This window comes from Edaphobacter bradus (assembly GCF_025685645.1).
GTDB classification, from domain to species: Bacteria; Acidobacteriota; Terriglobia; order Terriglobales; family Acidobacteriaceae; genus Edaphobacter; species Edaphobacter bradus.
On record NZ_JAGSYF010000001.1, the window covers coordinates 1,147,696 to 1,163,169 of the forward strand.

The window sequence follows — 15,474 nt, forward strand, 5'->3', positions numbered from 1 at the left end:
TATGACGCTAGCATTCATTCTCCTGGCTCTCACGCTCTTCCTTGGAATAACTGCGATCACCCTGCTTCTTCAGGCAAGATCTTCTGCAGAAGTGCGCCTTTCCAGGGCACTGGCAGGAGATCGAGTTCAAACGGATGAGACAGAGCAGCCGCAGGGGGTTTTCAGCAAATTCGCTCAGTCTGTCACTGCCTTGGTTGGCCGCACCGGCGTTGCCAACGCACCTGAATTTGAGCGTCAACTCGGGCTGGCGGGATACAGAAAGCCTGCCCATCTACAGTATTTCCTAACAGCCAAACTACTCCTCCCCATCGTTGCAGCCGTGTCCGCAAGCTTCCTGGTCAGCCAGAATGTTGTCTTCTGGGTTTTGGTCTGCGGAGTGGTTGGATATTTTCTGCCTGACCTCTGGTTATCCAGCGCAATCACACGTCACCGCGAAGCGGTAAGGTTGGCAATGCCCGATGCTCTTGATCTCCTCATCATCTGCATGGAGGCAGGACTCGGTATCGACCAGGCGTTGATTCGTGTAGGGACAGAGCTGAGTCTCAATCATCCGCAACTTAGTGATGAATTTCGCATAATCAACCTGGAGCAGCGTGCAGGAACTCCACGTATTGAAGCCTGGAGGCATATGGCCGAAAGAACCAAGCTTGAGGTGGTCGCATCCTTTGTCAGCATGCTTGTCCAGACAGATCGATTTGGCACTCCGATCTCAAAGTCGCTGGGCACATTTTCTGAATCCCTGAGAACGGAACGGCGACAAAAGGCTGAGGAGTTAGCCGCAAAGACAACAATCAAGATGGTTTTTCCCTTGGTACTTTTCATTTTTCCGAGTATGTTTATCGTGTTGTTGGCACCAGCTATCATCAGCATCAAGCACAGCATGGGAAATGCGTTTCAGTAGGCTGCAGTACAACATCTTCTTAGACATACTAGGAGCCAGACATGGATAGTGTTGTTATGATACGGGTTGTTGCGGGCATCTTGTTTGTTATCGTGCTTTTCGTTCTCATCCAGCGGCGTAAGAAGAAGATCTGAACCAGTGCCGGGTGCCCCAAACGACCTCGTCGTCACAAATCTGACGCGCAACGTCACTTTAGGCGACCACATTCGCATCGCGGACACAGTCACGTCCCGGTTTCTGGGACTTCTGACGCGGCGCGAGCTTCTTCCCTCGGAAGGATTGCTGATTGAGCCATCGAGCGGTGTGCATACCCTCGGAATGCGGTTCGCTATCGATGTCCTCTTACTCAACCGAGAGCGGGAGGTAATAGCAGTCTATGACTCTATGCCCCCGTTCCGCATGACGCGGCTTTTCTGGAAGGCCGCGAGCGCTTTGGAACTCCCTTCCGGCGTCCGGCTCAGCACGGGGACGATGGTAGGAGATCGGCTTTCGATAGCTCCGAATCTTCCCGAACACCTCTAGCCTTACAAAGGCACCGGTCCCCGGGGCCCGCGTCAGCGCCTGACCAAGTGGGTTGTATTCTGCGATACGCTTCTCGTCCGTGCAGACAACTCCGCCATACGAGCCTCTGCTCGTTGTTGATACTCACCCGGCTTCGCGGCGAGTTTGCTATATTCCAGCCTCTCGACTCGAGCAAGGTCTTCGCCGCTCTTCAGCGTCCGCAGATGCTCCGCCAGCGTCCAATCCAACTCGTCTGCGCGTGCATCCGCCCCAGAGTAATGCCGGTAGGAGTCAACTGAATCGACCGCAAGCGACATAAGGGAAGGATTATCAATCGTCCCCAGAAACCCTTTGAGTAACAGATAGCCCTGCTCCCTGTTGCTGACTTTGGGAGGAGCGACCTCGGATGGATGAACATATCCGCTCACACCGCGAGAGCGTACCTGTATCCAGTCTTTTCCGTTGCCAGCCAATTTGAAGCCAGTGATCTCGAGCTGCCCCTGCCGTGGGACGACACCTGACGGTGGACCAGTCATGTCCGTTCCCTGGTAGACATTCATGCCCTGCACAGCATAAGTCGACCCAATGCTAGCTGGCGGCAGGCGCTTGCCTTCATCTCTGAAGATGTACGCCGCTGTAGCGACGCTACCAAAGACCACCGAACAAACGATCAATCTCTTCAGGCTCTGCTGCTCGCGATGCTGTGGGACGAGTACGGGTAGGGTTTCTGTTGAAGGAGCAGGAAGAGATCCAAATCTGTGCGCGCAGTACGGGCACGATGGATGCTTTGCCGCGACGAGACGACTACATTGTCCACACTTCCGGAGAGCCGACGTCGATAACCCGCAAGAGCTGCAGATGGAGACTTCTACCGGGTAGGTGATGTGACAGTTCATGCAGGTAGCAAAAGGGCTACCGTCGAACTGTTGTGCGTCGTGATTCTCCGTCTTCACTTCCACTTCCACCGTTACACCTCGATACAAACCCTTAGAGTCCCGATCACTTCTTCAGGGCCGGGAGATATGCGTCTATCTTGCTGCCGGCAGTCATAACCGTCCTCGGGATCCACCCGAAGTCGAGCTCATAGTGCTTTTTCCAATTGAGCGGATCGTTCCACGCGACACCCAACTGCTTCCACAAGACATGTTCCAGATCTGTCTGCTGGGCGGGGGTGAGATGGGTGTTGTGCAGGACGCACTCCGGCGGCTGAGATTCTGGCAGCGGTTGTCCATAGTCAAAACGCACCAAAGCCGCGCGCGCATTCTGCCAGTACTGCCCTGAAAGCGATTGGGCATCCGGATACTTCCGGGGCGCGGCGGCGAGAAACCAGGAAGGAGGATCAGACCTCAGCTCGTAGTGCGGAACAAGAGATCGCACAACCAGCACCATAGACAGTAGAAGCAGCATTACCAGCCAGCGTGCGCTTCGCCCGTAGATCATGAAGCCCTCTTATGTGCAGATGCACAACTTCATTTCCTCGGATTGGCCTTGTCTCGCTCGAAGATGCAACTGATCTCATCCTCATAGGCCACATGCCATCCCGAGGTGTGACGCAACAGATAGATATTCGCGTCCTTTGCCGGGAAAAAGACATAGTCCGCCTTATATTTATCCATTATTTCCAGAGACCCCTTCATACCAAGCATGTCCAGGTAATCAGCTAAGACGCCTTTGTACTCAAAGATATCGGTCCGGCTATCGATAAAGGTTGGAATTGCGGGGTCGGCCCAGATCATGTACCCACCCCAACTATAGTGATTGAGGGTTCGCATACCAGGATGGCTTTGCAGGAACTTAATTGCTCCAAACGGAACTTTCTTCCCTATATCTTCCGAGAGCTTCTTTTCCGAAGGAAAGCGGTAGACCATGATGCTTAGAAGGGCAACGACGATCGCTGCATTCAACCATGGTTTATCGATCTCCCTCTTATAAGGGGGCAGGAAGTTGAAGCGGCGTGCAATGATCGGCGTCAGCACAATCGCCGCCAGAAACAGGAATCGAATATAGGTGAGCGAGGCGTACAGGGCGAAGGCAGTGAGCCCTACTTCCGCGAGACTCCACCGTTTCTTCGCGGTGAGCGCAAGCAGCAAAATCAAGATGATAAGGCCGTAGACAACCTTGCCGCGCGGCTCATGGAAGTCTACGGAAGCCCACTCCTCAACATGCGAGACGTTCAACTTCTGCCGGAACGCCAAATCGAACGGATAGCTCACCAACTTGTAGCCGTATGGATTCACAAAGAGAGCGCCAACCGTACACAGACCTGTCCAGAGAAGCCGCCGCGCCTGAGCGCTACTCCATCGTGTGGTCTCGATATTTCCCCAGCTCCAATTGATTGTCCTGGAGAGCACGACAATCCCGCAGACCACCATCCCAACGAGCCAGGACCCATGCAGATTCGCCCATAAGCAGAACACGACAGGCAGAACCCAGAGAGGCGCTTCCCTGTCGTCCAACAACCTCCATAAAACCAGCATGACGATAATCATGCAGGCCCAACCAAACAGGATGGTACGGGGACCGAAGTTGACAACGGCCAGGAGCACGGCAGGGATGCTCACCAGCGTTGCTGACTTGATCGAGCCGCTCACCTTGTAGGCAAGGTAGAGCACTCCGATCATCACTGACTCCGCCATGAACAGATACAGGGCAAAGATCCCTCTCAGGCCACCCACTTTCCAGGCGGCAAAGTAGATAAGCTCTGAGAGCCATTCGGAATCGACCCAGGGTGTTCCCTTTATCGTGTAGGAATAGGTATCGAAGCGTATCCAGTGATGCTCCCTTATCAGAACCTGGGCGTTCTTCAGATGCCACCAGATGTCGGGGTCCGCCACGGACTGGCCACAGAAGAGGTAGACCATGATCGCCAGTGCAGCCGCCAGCGCCACATGGAACGGGCACCAGACACGCGTCGTCTGAGGGTCCCTGGTCAAAGGAAGAACATCCGATGCACTCATACCGTCGGTCACCATCTTCTGCCTTCGAAGGCCGAACGTCATAGAAAGCTCGGGGAGAGCACCAGAGTACCTTCTTCCCGGGCACGTCGCCGCAAAAAAAATAGTGGCTATAAGCTTCCTGGCAAAGCGGCTACGACCAAGCCAAGTGTTAGTGAGTCCATATACTTACTCATACTTATGCAATTCTGTGCATACTCTCTTTTGCGTCCCATCGTACGGAGCTTCAAAAATCACGGGTATTGCACCTTTTGGTGTTGACAGCGAAAAACGGAGTCCTACACTATCTCAATAATCATTACTGGGTTTCGCGAGGCAACCTCTGATGCTGCGCCCTTTGCGAAATAGCGGTCAGCCGAAGCCGGGACAGCCTATCGCGACCGGGCCTGCAACAACGCCCCTTTGTCTTGCAAACGATACCAGCAACTTTCCTTCCATCTTTGGTATCGCACTTGCTCTTCTTTACAGAATCGCAGCCGGCGACGTTGACGGGCCTGGTCGAGTCGCCCGAGCCTTTGGAGACTCTCTATGAAAACGCGTATGCATGAGAGCGGGCAGGCCACGATCATGGTGCTGTTGAGCATGCTCGGTCTGCTGGGTTTTGTGGGTTTGGGGACGGACGTTGGCCTCCTCTTCCACGCCAAGAGAAACCTGCAAATCGTGGCAGATGCCGCCGCGATCGCCGGAGCATCCGAATACCCATATACAGGCTCATCTGGCGCTAACACTGCCGGCCAGGCTGCGGCCACGGCAAACGGCGTGACCAACGGAACCGGAGGAGCTTCTGTCGTGGTGAACAGTCCGCCGCTAAGCGGGGCGCACACGAGCACCACCGGCCCCAATGGCTACGTCGAAGCGGTCGTTTCCCAGCCGCAATCGACTGTTTTCATGGGCCTTTTCGGCTGGAACTCCGTGCCGGTCTCGGCCAGGGCTGTTGCGTATAAGGGAGCCAAGTCAACTGACTGCGTTTATGTCATGTCTCAAAATGCATCACCAGCGATGGCCTTGACAGGTAGGTTCGATGTGTCAGTACCGGGTTGTGGTATCGTGGTGGACTCGAACGCCTCCAATGCTCTCAATTTCACAGGAGCCTCTGGAACGCTCAGCGCCGGGTCAGTCGGCGTCGTGGGAGGTGCTACCGGCCATACCAGCGATAGCACGCCGACTCCGATCAGCGGGACTGCCCCGGTATCCGATCCACTGATTGGCATTGCCACCCCGCCTCCCTACTCCGGATGCACTGCAGCTCCGGGCGGTACTCTGACTGGCCCCGTCAATAATGCGGGCACTGTTTGTTACAGCGGGAGCGTCAATATCAACAACGCGAATCTGGCTGCCGGAACCTATGTGTTTACGGGAGACGTCACTCTGAGCGGAACCGTGACTGGAACGGGTGTCACCTTCTACTTGCTGGGCAATCTCAGTGCCCTCACAAACAGTAGGCTAAACCTAACCGCTCCAAGCAGCGCCACCAACTACCCAGCCACTAGCTCCAACTACGGCATCCTTTTCTACGGCGCTTCAACCGACACCGGTACGCTTGCCTTCAACGTGGGCAATGCGAGTGGAACGCTCCAGGGAATCATCTACGCCCCAACCATGAACTTCACTTTACAGGACAACGGTGGCCACACCACCGGCGGGCTGCAACTGGTAACAGACCTGATTGTAAACACCTTATCGGATACGGCGTCGATGCTCTCCCTCACAAGTTACACACAAAGCTGTGGATGCAACTCCCCACTTACGAAGGTGGCCTTAGTTGAGTAACGTTAGCGGGATATGGAGGACGCAATGAAGAGATTACGGCAGGCAAAGCCGAGCGGGGCTGGCACGTCTGGCCGCCGCATGGCGCTGTGCAACGACCATGGATCTTCTCTCGTCGAGCTCGCCCTTTGCATGCCGTTCTTGCTCCTGCTTCTTGTCGGCATCGCCGACTTCGGTTGGATAGCCTACAGCTACATCGAACTGGGAAATGCTACGAATGCCGGCGCCCAGTACGCGGCACAATCCACTACCTATGCGGCGCCGAACAACCAACCAGCAATTTCAGCGGCAGTGAACAATGACGCGGCAAACCTCTCGGGCATAACCACGACGGTAACTAACACCTGCACATGCTCCGACGGGTCAGCGGTCTCGTCGTGCCTCAACGCCGCCACGACGTGCACCGGCACCGCACGCATTATCACGAACGTTACAGTGACCACTTCCATGCCGATCAGTCCGTTCATCAGTTGGACCGGGATTCCGACTTCAATTACGCTGCACGGCCAGGCGACGATGAGGGTTGAAGAATAGTGAAACCCGGCGGCATAACACGGTGGGAGACCGACACGGCTATGAAACAACTTCAACGCCTTATGCAGAACCTCAGGCTCCGGCGGGCATTCGGAACGCGAGTTCTGAGCGATGCTGATCGCAATCCGCGGCGAAGCGAAGCCGGAGTGTCTACGGTGGAGTTCGCCATGACACTTAGCATCCTCCTTACCATGCTGTTCGGGCTGATGGAGTTGGCACTTGCCCTTTATAGCTATAACTTCATCTCGGAGGCCGCCCGGGAGGCGACTCGCTACGCTATCGTTCGCGGCTCTTCCTGTTCCGGTTTCGGCAGTGCGTGCCCGGCTGCAGCCTCAGATGTCCAGAACTACGTGGTGGGCCTCGGCTATCCAGGGCTTGATTCGAGCTTGCTGACAGTGAGCACAACCTGGCCAGCAGGCGATAACAATCCAGGCCATACGGTGCAGGTGAAGGTCAGCTATCAATTCCCTCTTACGATCCCTTTCATTCCGAACAGAACAATCAACATGAGCAGCACTTCTCAGATGACTATCCAGCAGTAAAGGCTCCCTATGCCACGCGCTCAGGATTGGATGCCCATATCACCTCCCACCCTGGCGCGGATGACAGGGTTTCCCGGACGCTGGTTCGTCTACTCGATGATGCTTCACTGCACGTTGCTCGGCGTAGTGGCGCTGTTGAGGGCCACCCCGGCGCTCGCTCCCGCAGACCCCGAAGAAGCTCACCTGGTTCAACGCCTCGACAACATCACTCCCCTGCCCGAGTTGGTCAAGGCCGGGGCAGAAGGACAGAGCGGTCCCCAGCACCGCGCGCCGGAGAAGACGAACTCCTCCGCCGACAGCCATAACGGCACTAAGACCTACTATGGCGTCCAGCACATCGTCTCGGCTCCGACTACCCCCGATAACTCGACGCAGACCGTGCTGCAGCCTGACCTGCTGTCGCCCCCCAAGCTGCCGCGCCCTGTTCCTCTGCCCAATATGGTCAAACTGGCCATGCCGCGGTCTCTCGTATTGCCCAATCTGCCGCAGGTGAAGGTCACCCGTGCGGCTCCACCGATCCCGACGGCCGCTTCGATACAGAATGGGACGCCGATCGATCTGACGCAGCCCGACCAGACAGCACTGATCAGCAAATCTCCTGTCCCGCCGCTTCCAACGAGGGAGCACCCTAGACTTCCAGTTCCAGTGAGTTCAACACCTGCGCTCGAGGCCGTGATCGCAAGGGTGCAGCAGCCCGCCGCGCCGGCACCCACCTCGCGGCATGTCGAACCGACCGCAAGCACAGCTGCTCCAGCATCTTCCCAGACAGCTCATCCACAATCAGGCACTGACGATCGAAACCTGCTGGTGATCAACGCCGTCAGCCCAGCGGATGCCACGGCCCATGGCGATCCTCCGCCAGGAGAGTTACACGGGGCCTTCGAAGTTGTTCCGTCCCTGCTGCCGCAAGGCTCGTCGTCCGCTCCGGGGTCTTCCTCGTCTTCCTCGCAGACGCCCGGCAACACAGGCAGAGCATCGGCCACCAACGTCGCAGGGGGCGGGACAGGCGCGGGCAAGTCCGGCGGCGATGACAAGAGTTCATCAGGTGGCGGCCACTCCAACAGCTCCGACGGCCACGGCGCGGCCGCCGCCGCGATCACGGCTGGCGCAGGATCGGGCGTAAAAGGCCCCGCCTCCGGCGCTGGCGGAAGCACAGGCTCGCAATCCGGCCCCTTCGCCAACGTCACGGTCGTAGCCCGCAATAAGATAACGGACGCGACACCGCCCCCAAGTCCGGCCCCGCCAGCAAAGCAGATCCCGCACAGCGAGGGATACGGCATGACCATCATCTCAAGTGGCTCCAGCGGCGGCGGACTGCGTGATTACGGCGTGTTTCGCGATGGCGGTCCGACCTACACGATCTACCTCGACGTCACAAACATCGGAATCCACAGCTCACGATGGAGCCTGCAGTACGGCGTGTCTCAGGAGATCCGGAAGGCACATCTCGGCGTTCCACTCGCGCCGCCGTACGCGGTCAAAGAAGCTTTGCCACTGTTTCCCGCCTCTATTGTCGCAGCAAATGTCGGTCGCATGATGGTCGTGCAGGCTGAGTTGAGCGCGGAGGGCAAACTCGAAGCGTTCCACGTTCTTCAGTCGCCCGATCCGAAGCTGAGCGTTCTGCTTGAAGAGTGTCTGATGCACTGGGCGTTTCAGGCGGCATCGTTTGGCGAGGAACCTGTACCCATCAAAGTCCTGCTCGGCATTCCAATCGCCGCAGTGATGGCGTCCAGCGCTCCGTGAATCCAACGGGCTCAGTGGCTACAGACTGGTAGTGTGGGTGTTCGAACGTTCGTCCGACGCTAGTAATTTCTGCGCGCAATTGTCCTTAGACATTCCTAGTCAATTGGCGGATGCGCCCCACGTGGTAAACGTGTCACGATAACTCCGAAGTAAGGGGGCAATGTCGTGGCAAACCGAATGGAAAAGTCGTTATGGACTCAACTGTCGAGTTCCTTCGCGGACACGATCGCGGCGCTTGAGAACAGCATCGTCGCGATTGACAGCGGTGGAAGGTCGACCTCGAGCGGAGTGGTGTGGCGGCCGGGCGTGATCGTAACAACGCATCACAGCCTTCGCCTTCGCGAGGGCATCAAGATCATTCTTGCCGGAGAACCGCTCAACGCACGTCTGATCGGGAGCGATGTAACGACCGATCTCGCCGTGCTTGGCATTGACTCGGTTAAGTTGACGCCGGCGTCAAGCGCGGACGGTGTGGTCACCCGAGCCGGAGATGTTGTGCTGTCAGTAGGGCGTTCCCGGTTGGGAGATATCTCCGCAAGTTGCGGAATCATCGCCCGTACCGGCAGCGCATGGCGAACCTGGCGCGGAGGAGCGATCGACAGTTTGATCCGTCCAGATATTCGGCTCTATGTGGGTCAGTCGGGCAGCGCATTGGTCACTGAACAGCGACAGGTGCTGGGCATCAATAGTCCGGCATTGGCTCGCCAGGCGGTTATCACCATTCCAGCGCAGACCATCCGCCGGGTTGTCGAAGACATCCTTGAACTCGGCCATGTGCCTCGTCCATTTCTTGGCCTCGCCATGCAGCCGATTCCCATCCCTGAGCCAGCACGGGAGCTGTTTCCTGGCGGGGCAGATGGGGCACTCCTGGTAACGCACGTTGAACCGAAGGCGCCTGCCGCGCTGGCGGGTGTGATGGTGGGAGACCTGATTGTCTCATTCAATAGGGAGCCTGTTGCTGGTGTGCGCGAGATTCTGCATCGACTCCTTGCTTCGCGCATCGGAGACACTATCTCCCTGGCCGTCTTCCGCGGAGGTGTAAAAGTGGACCTGACCATGAGCGTCGCAGATCGTGGCTGAACTCGTGCCGCTGATTCCTTCGATCGTGGCAGAAAGCGGGGAGCAGAGGTAGGCGTGACCACCCGGCCCAAACCCTTGCGAGTGTTGCCCTGCGTCGACTCAAGTGTGCGGACGCAGTCTATGTTTTTTCCTCGATCTATGGTGGAGGTGGACCTGCTCTCCGTTGCATCGCCCTCCACTCTGGTCTATCGCGCCCAGAACGATGATCCGGATGCAATCGTTATCGCGACGGAAGAATTAGGAGCCGTTGCATGGCAGAACGACGGCGAGTTGACAGCCCTGCTTTCCTCGACGCCGACTGTTCTGTTGGCCAGCCAAATCCATGCCCTTCTCCGGAAGCGAGCTGCAGCCTTTCATATCCACTCTATCCTTCCTCTGGATGTGACATCCGATCAATTGCTCGCTGCAATTAGGGCCACTGTAGCGGGCCTGGCGGTCACATTGGAGCGGTTCTGGCAGACAGAAGTTAAGCACGCCGCTTGGAACACGGCAGACGGGATCGAGGCAACTGAGAGAGTTGTCGAGCATCTGACGGCAAGAGAGACAGTGGTCTTGCGCCTGATGGCGCTCGGTCTTGGGAATAAAGAGATAGCCTCGCGGCTTGATATCTCCGAACACACAGCGAAGTTTCACGTCAGTTCAATTCTGGCGAAACTCGATGCGGCGAGCCGGACGGAAGCCGTCACCGTCGGCATGATGCGTGGTTTAGTGGCAATTTAGATGTAGCAGCGCCGGAGAACTGTTAGGTCCGGAAAGGATTCGATACGGCACTAGTGATTTCCCTGTGCAACGAAGTGGGGGATGGTACGGGACGGCAGATGGGTGTATCCGTCCTGAGTTGCTTAGGGTCGTATCAGATTATTGAAAGTGGACTTGTCCACCACCGCGAAACGACCGTCGGGAAGCCGGATGAGTGTCGGGGCGTAGGCGCCAAGGAACTGGCGATGCCACCACTCGCCTTCGATATGTTTCTGTTCCAGAGTGCTGAACCAATATTGCCAAAGCACGGCACGAACCAGACGTGGCGGTGCGTCGGGGAAGGGATTGCCGGCGAAGAGCTCAAGTACGGCGTGATCGTTTTCGAGAAGAAGCTCTTCGGTTTGCGGAACGATCAGATTCTGCTGCCAAGAGCCAAGCGAGGCGAACCAAAGGTTCCAGTCGAACCGAGGTTGATAGGGCGCATAGATGCGTGGACGCTCATTCAGCGTCTGCGGCTTGTAACGGAAGGGATAAGCAACCCAATGCTCTCCGTCGTTCGATCCCTGAAACTCGATCTCATAACGGTGCGGTGTCATGACGGCAAACAGGCCATACTCATTCGCAATGCGGAAGGGTTCAAGTACGGCTACCGGCTTTGCGGGAAACGGAGCATCACGCCAGAACATCTTCACGAGGGGGACGATGGTCGCGTAGAAGATCCACGTGAGCACAACAGCGAATATGGCGGAGCGAAGAGACGCTGGCAGATTTGATTTCGTTCGAGTCTTCCCTTCCTCGACAGTGAGGGTTGGCTCTTCTCTGGCGACACGCGCATTGTGATTGAGACCAGTCCGCCGGCACCACAAGAAGAATCGTTGTAGAAATGCATCATCCAGCAACAGGACTGCGAGTGCAAGGACAAGGTAGTTAAGAAAGGCGTAGTTCGCGGTGGCGATGACACCGACCTGCCACGCCGTAACGATGAAGAAACAGACGATTCTCCAGGGGCGTGGAAGAAAGGCCAACCAGACGAGGACGAGTTCCATCACAAGCGTGGCAGCGGCGGTGGCGATGTGAAACCAGTGCGGCAGATGCTGCAGGTACCATCCGATCCAGGTAGGCAGCGGACCATTCTGGTAGTACTCGTACATCGCCGTCAGATTGCGCCATGTGGGGTCTCCACTCTTGAGTTTGACAACGCCCGATTCAAAGTAGATTCGAAACCACTCCCACAGCAGCAGAAGTATAGGAGCTCGTGCGGAAGGCTGCTCTGTGCCCAAACCGGGGAAGGTGCCAGAGGGCGCGAGAAACAGCGAAATAAAACCCGCCTCCAACAGCATGCCGTCCGATTGGTAGCCGGAGAAGTCCTGCGCCGCGCTGACGAACGAGAGAAAGCTGGCGAAGCAGACGAGCAGCATGACGCGAGGCAAGACGTTGGCAACAAGGATGAGAGAGGCGATGAGACCGGTCCAGCAGAGGACCATCAGCGTATGGTCGCTGCTTGAGAACCAGAGAAGCGTAGGGGCATACCAGAAGCGTAGACCGCCCAAGGTACCTACCGCCTGCAAGTAGTCGGCGGCTGGAAGAATGCCTTGCGGTCCGATTAGACCGCGTACTTGAAAGAGCAGCGCGAAAAAAGCTGAAAAGTAGATAACACCGAGCGCACGCAGAAAGAGCCAGCGCGCGATGAAGTGATTCACGGAACCAGATTCCGAATCGAACAGATAGCGGTAGATGCTTTCGATCCTGTTCATTGCATACCATCTGAGAATTTGGATGCTGTAGGCACCGGTCAAAGCGCCTCGTCGGCAAATGTTTCAGCATTAATCCGGTATCTAGGTCACTGAGCCATAACTCTTCCCGTCCCAAAGAGGATCTGAGTCCGCGCCGCCTCCCTCGCGCTTACGAGATCGCGTTAGATTTGCGAGACGGCCCAGAATGACCCGGAATTCGAAAGCTGTACTGGGATACAGCGAGGGGTCGGACGGCCCAGGTTGCGGGGAAGAAGAAGGTTTTGGATATAAGTTCGGGAAGACCTAATCCCCATCGATGTCTCAAGATTGTCAGAAGACCACTCATATCCTCGTCGTTCTCTCCTTGCATCTGGATGAATAGCTCGAGGACAGACAAACGGGCTTGCTCGTAGCCTCGGCATCCCTGTCCTCGCACAATGATGTCGGCTTCACGGCCTCGTTTCTCGACCTATCTGAGTGGGCCCCGGACAAGTGGCACCTCTAACGGACGCCCGGCGGCTCTAACTGCCCCTGCTCGACTATGCCGATCGAGACAAGGAGGAATACTCCACACAACCATCTCTGTAGCTCGAGAGTATAGCTAGAGGATGGAGCGGGCTTCCCGGCTCAATTTCACGCGTCGTGAGCTCGGCCCAAAACGCGTTTTCCTCCGCGCCAAGAGTTAAGATCACTTAGGACATGAACGAAGCAAAGCAACTCTCCCCCGACATTCTTCTGCACGTCGCCCAAACTCTGGACATCCCCCTCGCTTCCCTGGTCGCCACCATCTCGCTCCTCGACGAAGGCGGGACGGTCCCCTTTATCGCGCGCTATCGCAAAGAGGCCACCGGGGCTCTCGACGAAGTCAAGATCCGCGAGATCGAAGAGAAACTTGCTTACTTTCGCGACCTTGTCAGCCGCCGCGAGACCATCCTCTCCTCCATCTCCGAACAGGGAAAGCTCACCGACGATCTGCGGCAGAAGATCGAGACCACACTCGACCGCGGCGAGCTCGAGGACCTCTATCTTCCCTACCGCCCCAAACGCCGCACCAAGGCCACGATCGCTCGCGAGAAGGGGTTGGAGCCCCTCGCGGACTACATCTGGGCACAGCAGCCGGCGGCGCACCCCCTCCTCGAACTCGCTTCAACCTTCGTGGACGAAGCCAAGGGCGTCGCCAACATCACCGAGGCCCTCGAGGGTGCACGCCACATCGTCGCGGAGCGCATCTCCGAGCACGCCGACCTCCGCAAAGCCCTCCGCCAGCTCCTCCACGATGAGGGCGTCATTGTTAGCCGCAAGTCCCTGGACGCTCTAGACGCCCAGGAAAAGTTCAAGATGTACTACGACTACCGCGAGCCCGTAAAAACAATCCCTTCCCACCGCATGCTCGCCATCCGCCGCGGTGAAGCCGAATCCGTCTTGTACTTCCTCATCGAGCTCGACCCGGCCCGGGCAACCGGTGTTATCCGCCGCTACATCCTCGGGCACACGGGCGACTGGACCACCCAACTCGATCTCGCCATCGAAGACTCCTGGGCCCGGCTCCTGAACTCCAGCATCCAGGGCGAACTTCGCCTCGATCTCAAGAAGCGCTCCGACATCGACGCCATCCAGGTCTTCCGCGACAACCTCGCCAACCTCCTGCTCGCCGCCCCTGCCGGCCCAATCTCGGCCCTCGGAATTGACCCGGGCCACCGTACGGGCTGCAAAATCGCCATCGTCGACGAAACCGGTAAGTTCCTCGCCCACGACGTCATCTACCCTCACACTGGCCAGACCGCCAAGGCCAGCCAGACCCTTGCCACCCTGATCCGTCAGCACAACGTCCGTGCCATCGCCATCGGCAACGGCACCGCCTCCCGGGAGACTGACGCGTTCGTGCGCGACCTCCTCGCCGAACACAGCATGACGGGCATCTTCAAAGTTATGGTAAGCGAGGCGGGGGCCAGCGTTTATTCGGCCTCCGACGTAGCTCGCCAGGAGTTCCCTGACCTCGACCTCACCGTCCGCGGCGCCATCTCTATCGCACGTCGGCTTCAGGATCCTCTCTCCGAACTAGTCAAGGTCGATCCTAAGTCCATCGGGGTCGGCCAGTACCAGCACGACGTCGATCAGCGACAGCTTCAGCAATCGCTCGAGGCCACCATCGAGAGCTGCGTCAACAAGGTTGGCGTCGACCTTAACACCTCTTCCTGGACGCTCCTTCGTTATGTGTCCGGAGTCACCGAGCGCACCGCGCTCAACATCGTTCAGTTCCGCGACGAGAACGGCCGTTTCACCAACCGCGCCCAGCTCAAGAAAGTCCCCGGCGTAGGAGCCAAGACCTTTGAGCAGGCGGCCGGCTTCCTTCGCATCCGTGGCGGCTCGCAGCCCCTCGACTCCACGGCCGTCCATCCAGAGAGCTATGCCCTGGTGGAGCAGATTGCCGCCTCACTGAACGCTCCCATCGACCAGATCATCGCCACCCCTACTCTCCTCGACGGCATCGACCGATCCAGCTTCGCCGCCGGCACCTTCACCCTCACCGACATCCTCGAAGAGCTCCGCAAGCCCGGCCGTGACCCGCGCGACAAGTTCGTTGCACCCATCTTCCACGAAGGAGTCCGGGAGATCGCCGACGTACAGCCGGACATGGTCCTCGAAGGTGTCGTCACCAACGTCACGAAGTTCGGCGCCTTCGTCGACATCGGCGTCCATCAGGACGGTCTGGTTCATATCTCTGAGCTTTCCAACCGCTACATCAAGGATCCCAACGAGGCGGTCAAAGCCGGCCAGATTGTCAAGGTGAAGGTCCTCAGCGCAGACGCGGCCACTAAGCGCATCGCCCTCTCCATGAAGGCCCTGATGGCTCCGTCCGGCGCCGCAGCACGCCCTAACCCAAGATCAAATACCCGACCTGTACCGAAGCCTCACAAGCAAACCATCTCACAACATCAGACCATGGAGGACAAACTGGCTGCCCTCTCCACCCGTTGGAAGGTTCGTTAATCCCGCGTTCGCGCGAGGTCCGTTTTCTT

At 57.6% G+C, this 15,474-nt stretch carries 13 protein-coding genes; 9 read left to right on the forward strand and 4 right to left on the reverse strand.

What is annotated here, in order from left to right:
- The first annotated feature begins 1 nt into the window (after position 1).
- Both OHL16_RS04880 and OHL16_RS04885 read left to right on the forward strand, forming a co-directional pair.
- On the forward strand, positions 2-901 hold the full coding sequence (locus OHL16_RS04880; RefSeq protein WP_263365936.1) for a type II secretion system F family protein: 900 nt from the start codon (positions 2-4) through the stop codon (positions 899-901).
- Positions 902-1,039: 138 nt separating this feature from the next.
- Positions 1,040-1,423: a DUF192 domain-containing protein gene (locus OHL16_RS04885; RefSeq protein WP_263365937.1), complete on the forward strand. Its 384-nt coding sequence runs from the start codon at positions 1,040-1,042 to the stop codon at positions 1,421-1,423.
- Between the two features lie 32 nt (positions 1,424-1,455).
- Here the strand turns inward: OHL16_RS04885 and OHL16_RS04890 are convergent, their stop codons facing one another.
- The 3 genes from OHL16_RS04890 to OHL16_RS04900 form a co-directional block, all read right to left on the reverse strand.
- Complete coding sequence (locus tag OHL16_RS04890; RefSeq protein WP_263365938.1) at positions 1,456-2,076, reverse strand: hypothetical protein; 621 nt, start codon at positions 2,074-2,076, stop codon at positions 1,456-1,458.
- 325 nt (positions 2,077-2,401) lie between these two features.
- Positions 2,402-2,842 carry a hypothetical protein gene (locus OHL16_RS04895; RefSeq protein WP_263365939.1) on the reverse strand — a complete coding sequence of 147 codons (441 nt, stop codon included), beginning with the start codon at positions 2,840-2,842 and terminating at the stop codon, positions 2,402-2,404.
- Between the two features lie 29 nt (positions 2,843-2,871).
- The gene (locus OHL16_RS04900; RefSeq protein WP_263365940.1) at positions 2,872-4,401 is read right to left on the reverse strand and encodes a hypothetical protein; all 1,530 of its coding nucleotides are present in this window, start codon (positions 4,399-4,401) and stop codon (positions 2,872-2,874) included.
- 483 nt (positions 4,402-4,884) lie between these two features.
- Here OHL16_RS04900 and OHL16_RS04905 point away from each other — a divergent pair, with 483 nt between their 5' ends.
- The 6 genes from OHL16_RS04905 (at position 4,885) to OHL16_RS04930 (ending at position 10,742) form a co-directional block, all read left to right on the forward strand.
- Positions 4,885-6,126 (forward strand): pilus assembly protein TadG-related protein, encoded by a 1,242-nt coding sequence (locus tag OHL16_RS04905; protein ID WP_263365941.1) that lies wholly within the window; start codon positions 4,885-4,887, stop codon positions 6,124-6,126.
- A gap of 24 nt (positions 6,127-6,150) precedes the next feature.
- Complete coding sequence (locus tag OHL16_RS04910) at positions 6,151-6,657, forward strand: TadE/TadG family type IV pilus assembly protein (protein WP_263365942.1); 507 nt, start codon at positions 6,151-6,153, stop codon at positions 6,655-6,657.
- Positions 6,658-6,698: 41 nt separating this feature from the next.
- Positions 6,699-7,199 carry a TadE/TadG family type IV pilus assembly protein gene (locus tag OHL16_RS04915; protein WP_263365943.1) on the forward strand — a complete coding sequence of 167 codons (501 nt, stop codon included), beginning with the start codon at positions 6,699-6,701 and terminating at the stop codon, positions 7,197-7,199.
- Positions 7,200-7,229: 30 nt separating this feature from the next.
- Positions 7,230-8,942 (forward strand): hypothetical protein, encoded by a 1,713-nt coding sequence (locus OHL16_RS04920; protein ID WP_263365944.1) that lies wholly within the window; start codon positions 7,230-7,232, stop codon positions 8,940-8,942.
- A gap of 177 nt (positions 8,943-9,119) precedes the next feature.
- Positions 9,120-10,022 (forward strand): S1C family serine protease, encoded by a 903-nt coding sequence (locus OHL16_RS04925; RefSeq protein ID WP_263365945.1) that lies wholly within the window; start codon positions 9,120-9,122, stop codon positions 10,020-10,022.
- Between the two features lie 147 nt (positions 10,023-10,169).
- The gene (locus tag OHL16_RS04930; RefSeq protein ID WP_263365946.1) at positions 10,170-10,742 is read left to right on the forward strand and encodes a response regulator transcription factor; all 573 of its coding nucleotides are present in this window, start codon (positions 10,170-10,172) and stop codon (positions 10,740-10,742) included.
- 122 nt (positions 10,743-10,864) lie between these two features.
- Here the strand turns inward: OHL16_RS04930 and OHL16_RS04935 are convergent, their stop codons facing one another.
- Entirely contained in the window at positions 10,865-12,475 is a 1,611-nt protein-coding gene (locus OHL16_RS04935; protein WP_263365947.1) for a lipase maturation factor family protein, read from the reverse strand.
- A 678-nt stretch (positions 12,476-13,153) separates the two neighbouring features.
- On the opposite strand from OHL16_RS04935, the gene OHL16_RS04940 reads away from it, so the two are divergent.
- Positions 13,154-15,445: a Tex family protein gene (locus tag OHL16_RS04940; RefSeq protein ID WP_263365948.1), complete on the forward strand. Its 2,292-nt coding sequence runs from the start codon at positions 13,154-13,156 to the stop codon at positions 15,443-15,445.
- Positions 15,446-15,474: the final 29 nt, after the last annotated feature.

What these genes read in the sequence shown, in the direction of transcription:
- OHL16_RS04895 (WP_263365939.1), bottom strand. Translation starts at nt 2,842, where the DNA reads ATGATCTACGGGCGAAGCGCACGCTGGCTGGTAATGCTGCTTCTACTG.
- OHL16_RS04900 (WP_263365940.1), bottom strand. Translation starts at nt 4,401, where the DNA reads ATGACGTTCGGCCTTCGAAGGCAGAAGATGGTGACCGACGGTATGAGT.
- OHL16_RS04920 (WP_263365944.1), top strand. Translation starts at nt 7,230, where the DNA reads ATGCCCATATCACCTCCCACCCTGGCGCGGATGACAGGGTTTCCCGGA.
- OHL16_RS04905 (WP_263365941.1), top strand. Translation starts at nt 4,885, where the DNA reads ATGAAAACGCGTATGCATGAGAGCGGGCAGGCCACGATCATGGTGCTG.
- OHL16_RS04880 (WP_263365936.1), top strand. Translation starts at nt 2, where the DNA reads ATGACGCTAGCATTCATTCTCCTGGCTCTCACGCTCTTCCTTGGAATA.
- OHL16_RS04925 (WP_263365945.1), top strand. Translation starts at nt 9,120, where the DNA reads ATGGAAAAGTCGTTATGGACTCAACTGTCGAGTTCCTTCGCGGACACG.
- OHL16_RS04910 (WP_263365942.1), top strand. Translation starts at nt 6,151, where the DNA reads ATGAAGAGATTACGGCAGGCAAAGCCGAGCGGGGCTGGCACGTCTGGC.
- OHL16_RS04935 (WP_263365947.1), bottom strand. Translation starts at nt 12,475, where the DNA reads ATGAACAGGATCGAAAGCATCTACCGCTATCTGTTCGATTCGGAATCT.
- OHL16_RS04915 (WP_263365943.1), top strand. Translation starts at nt 6,699, where the DNA reads ATGAAACAACTTCAACGCCTTATGCAGAACCTCAGGCTCCGGCGGGCA.
- OHL16_RS04940 (WP_263365948.1), top strand. Translation starts at nt 13,154, where the DNA reads ATGAACGAAGCAAAGCAACTCTCCCCCGACATTCTTCTGCACGTCGCC.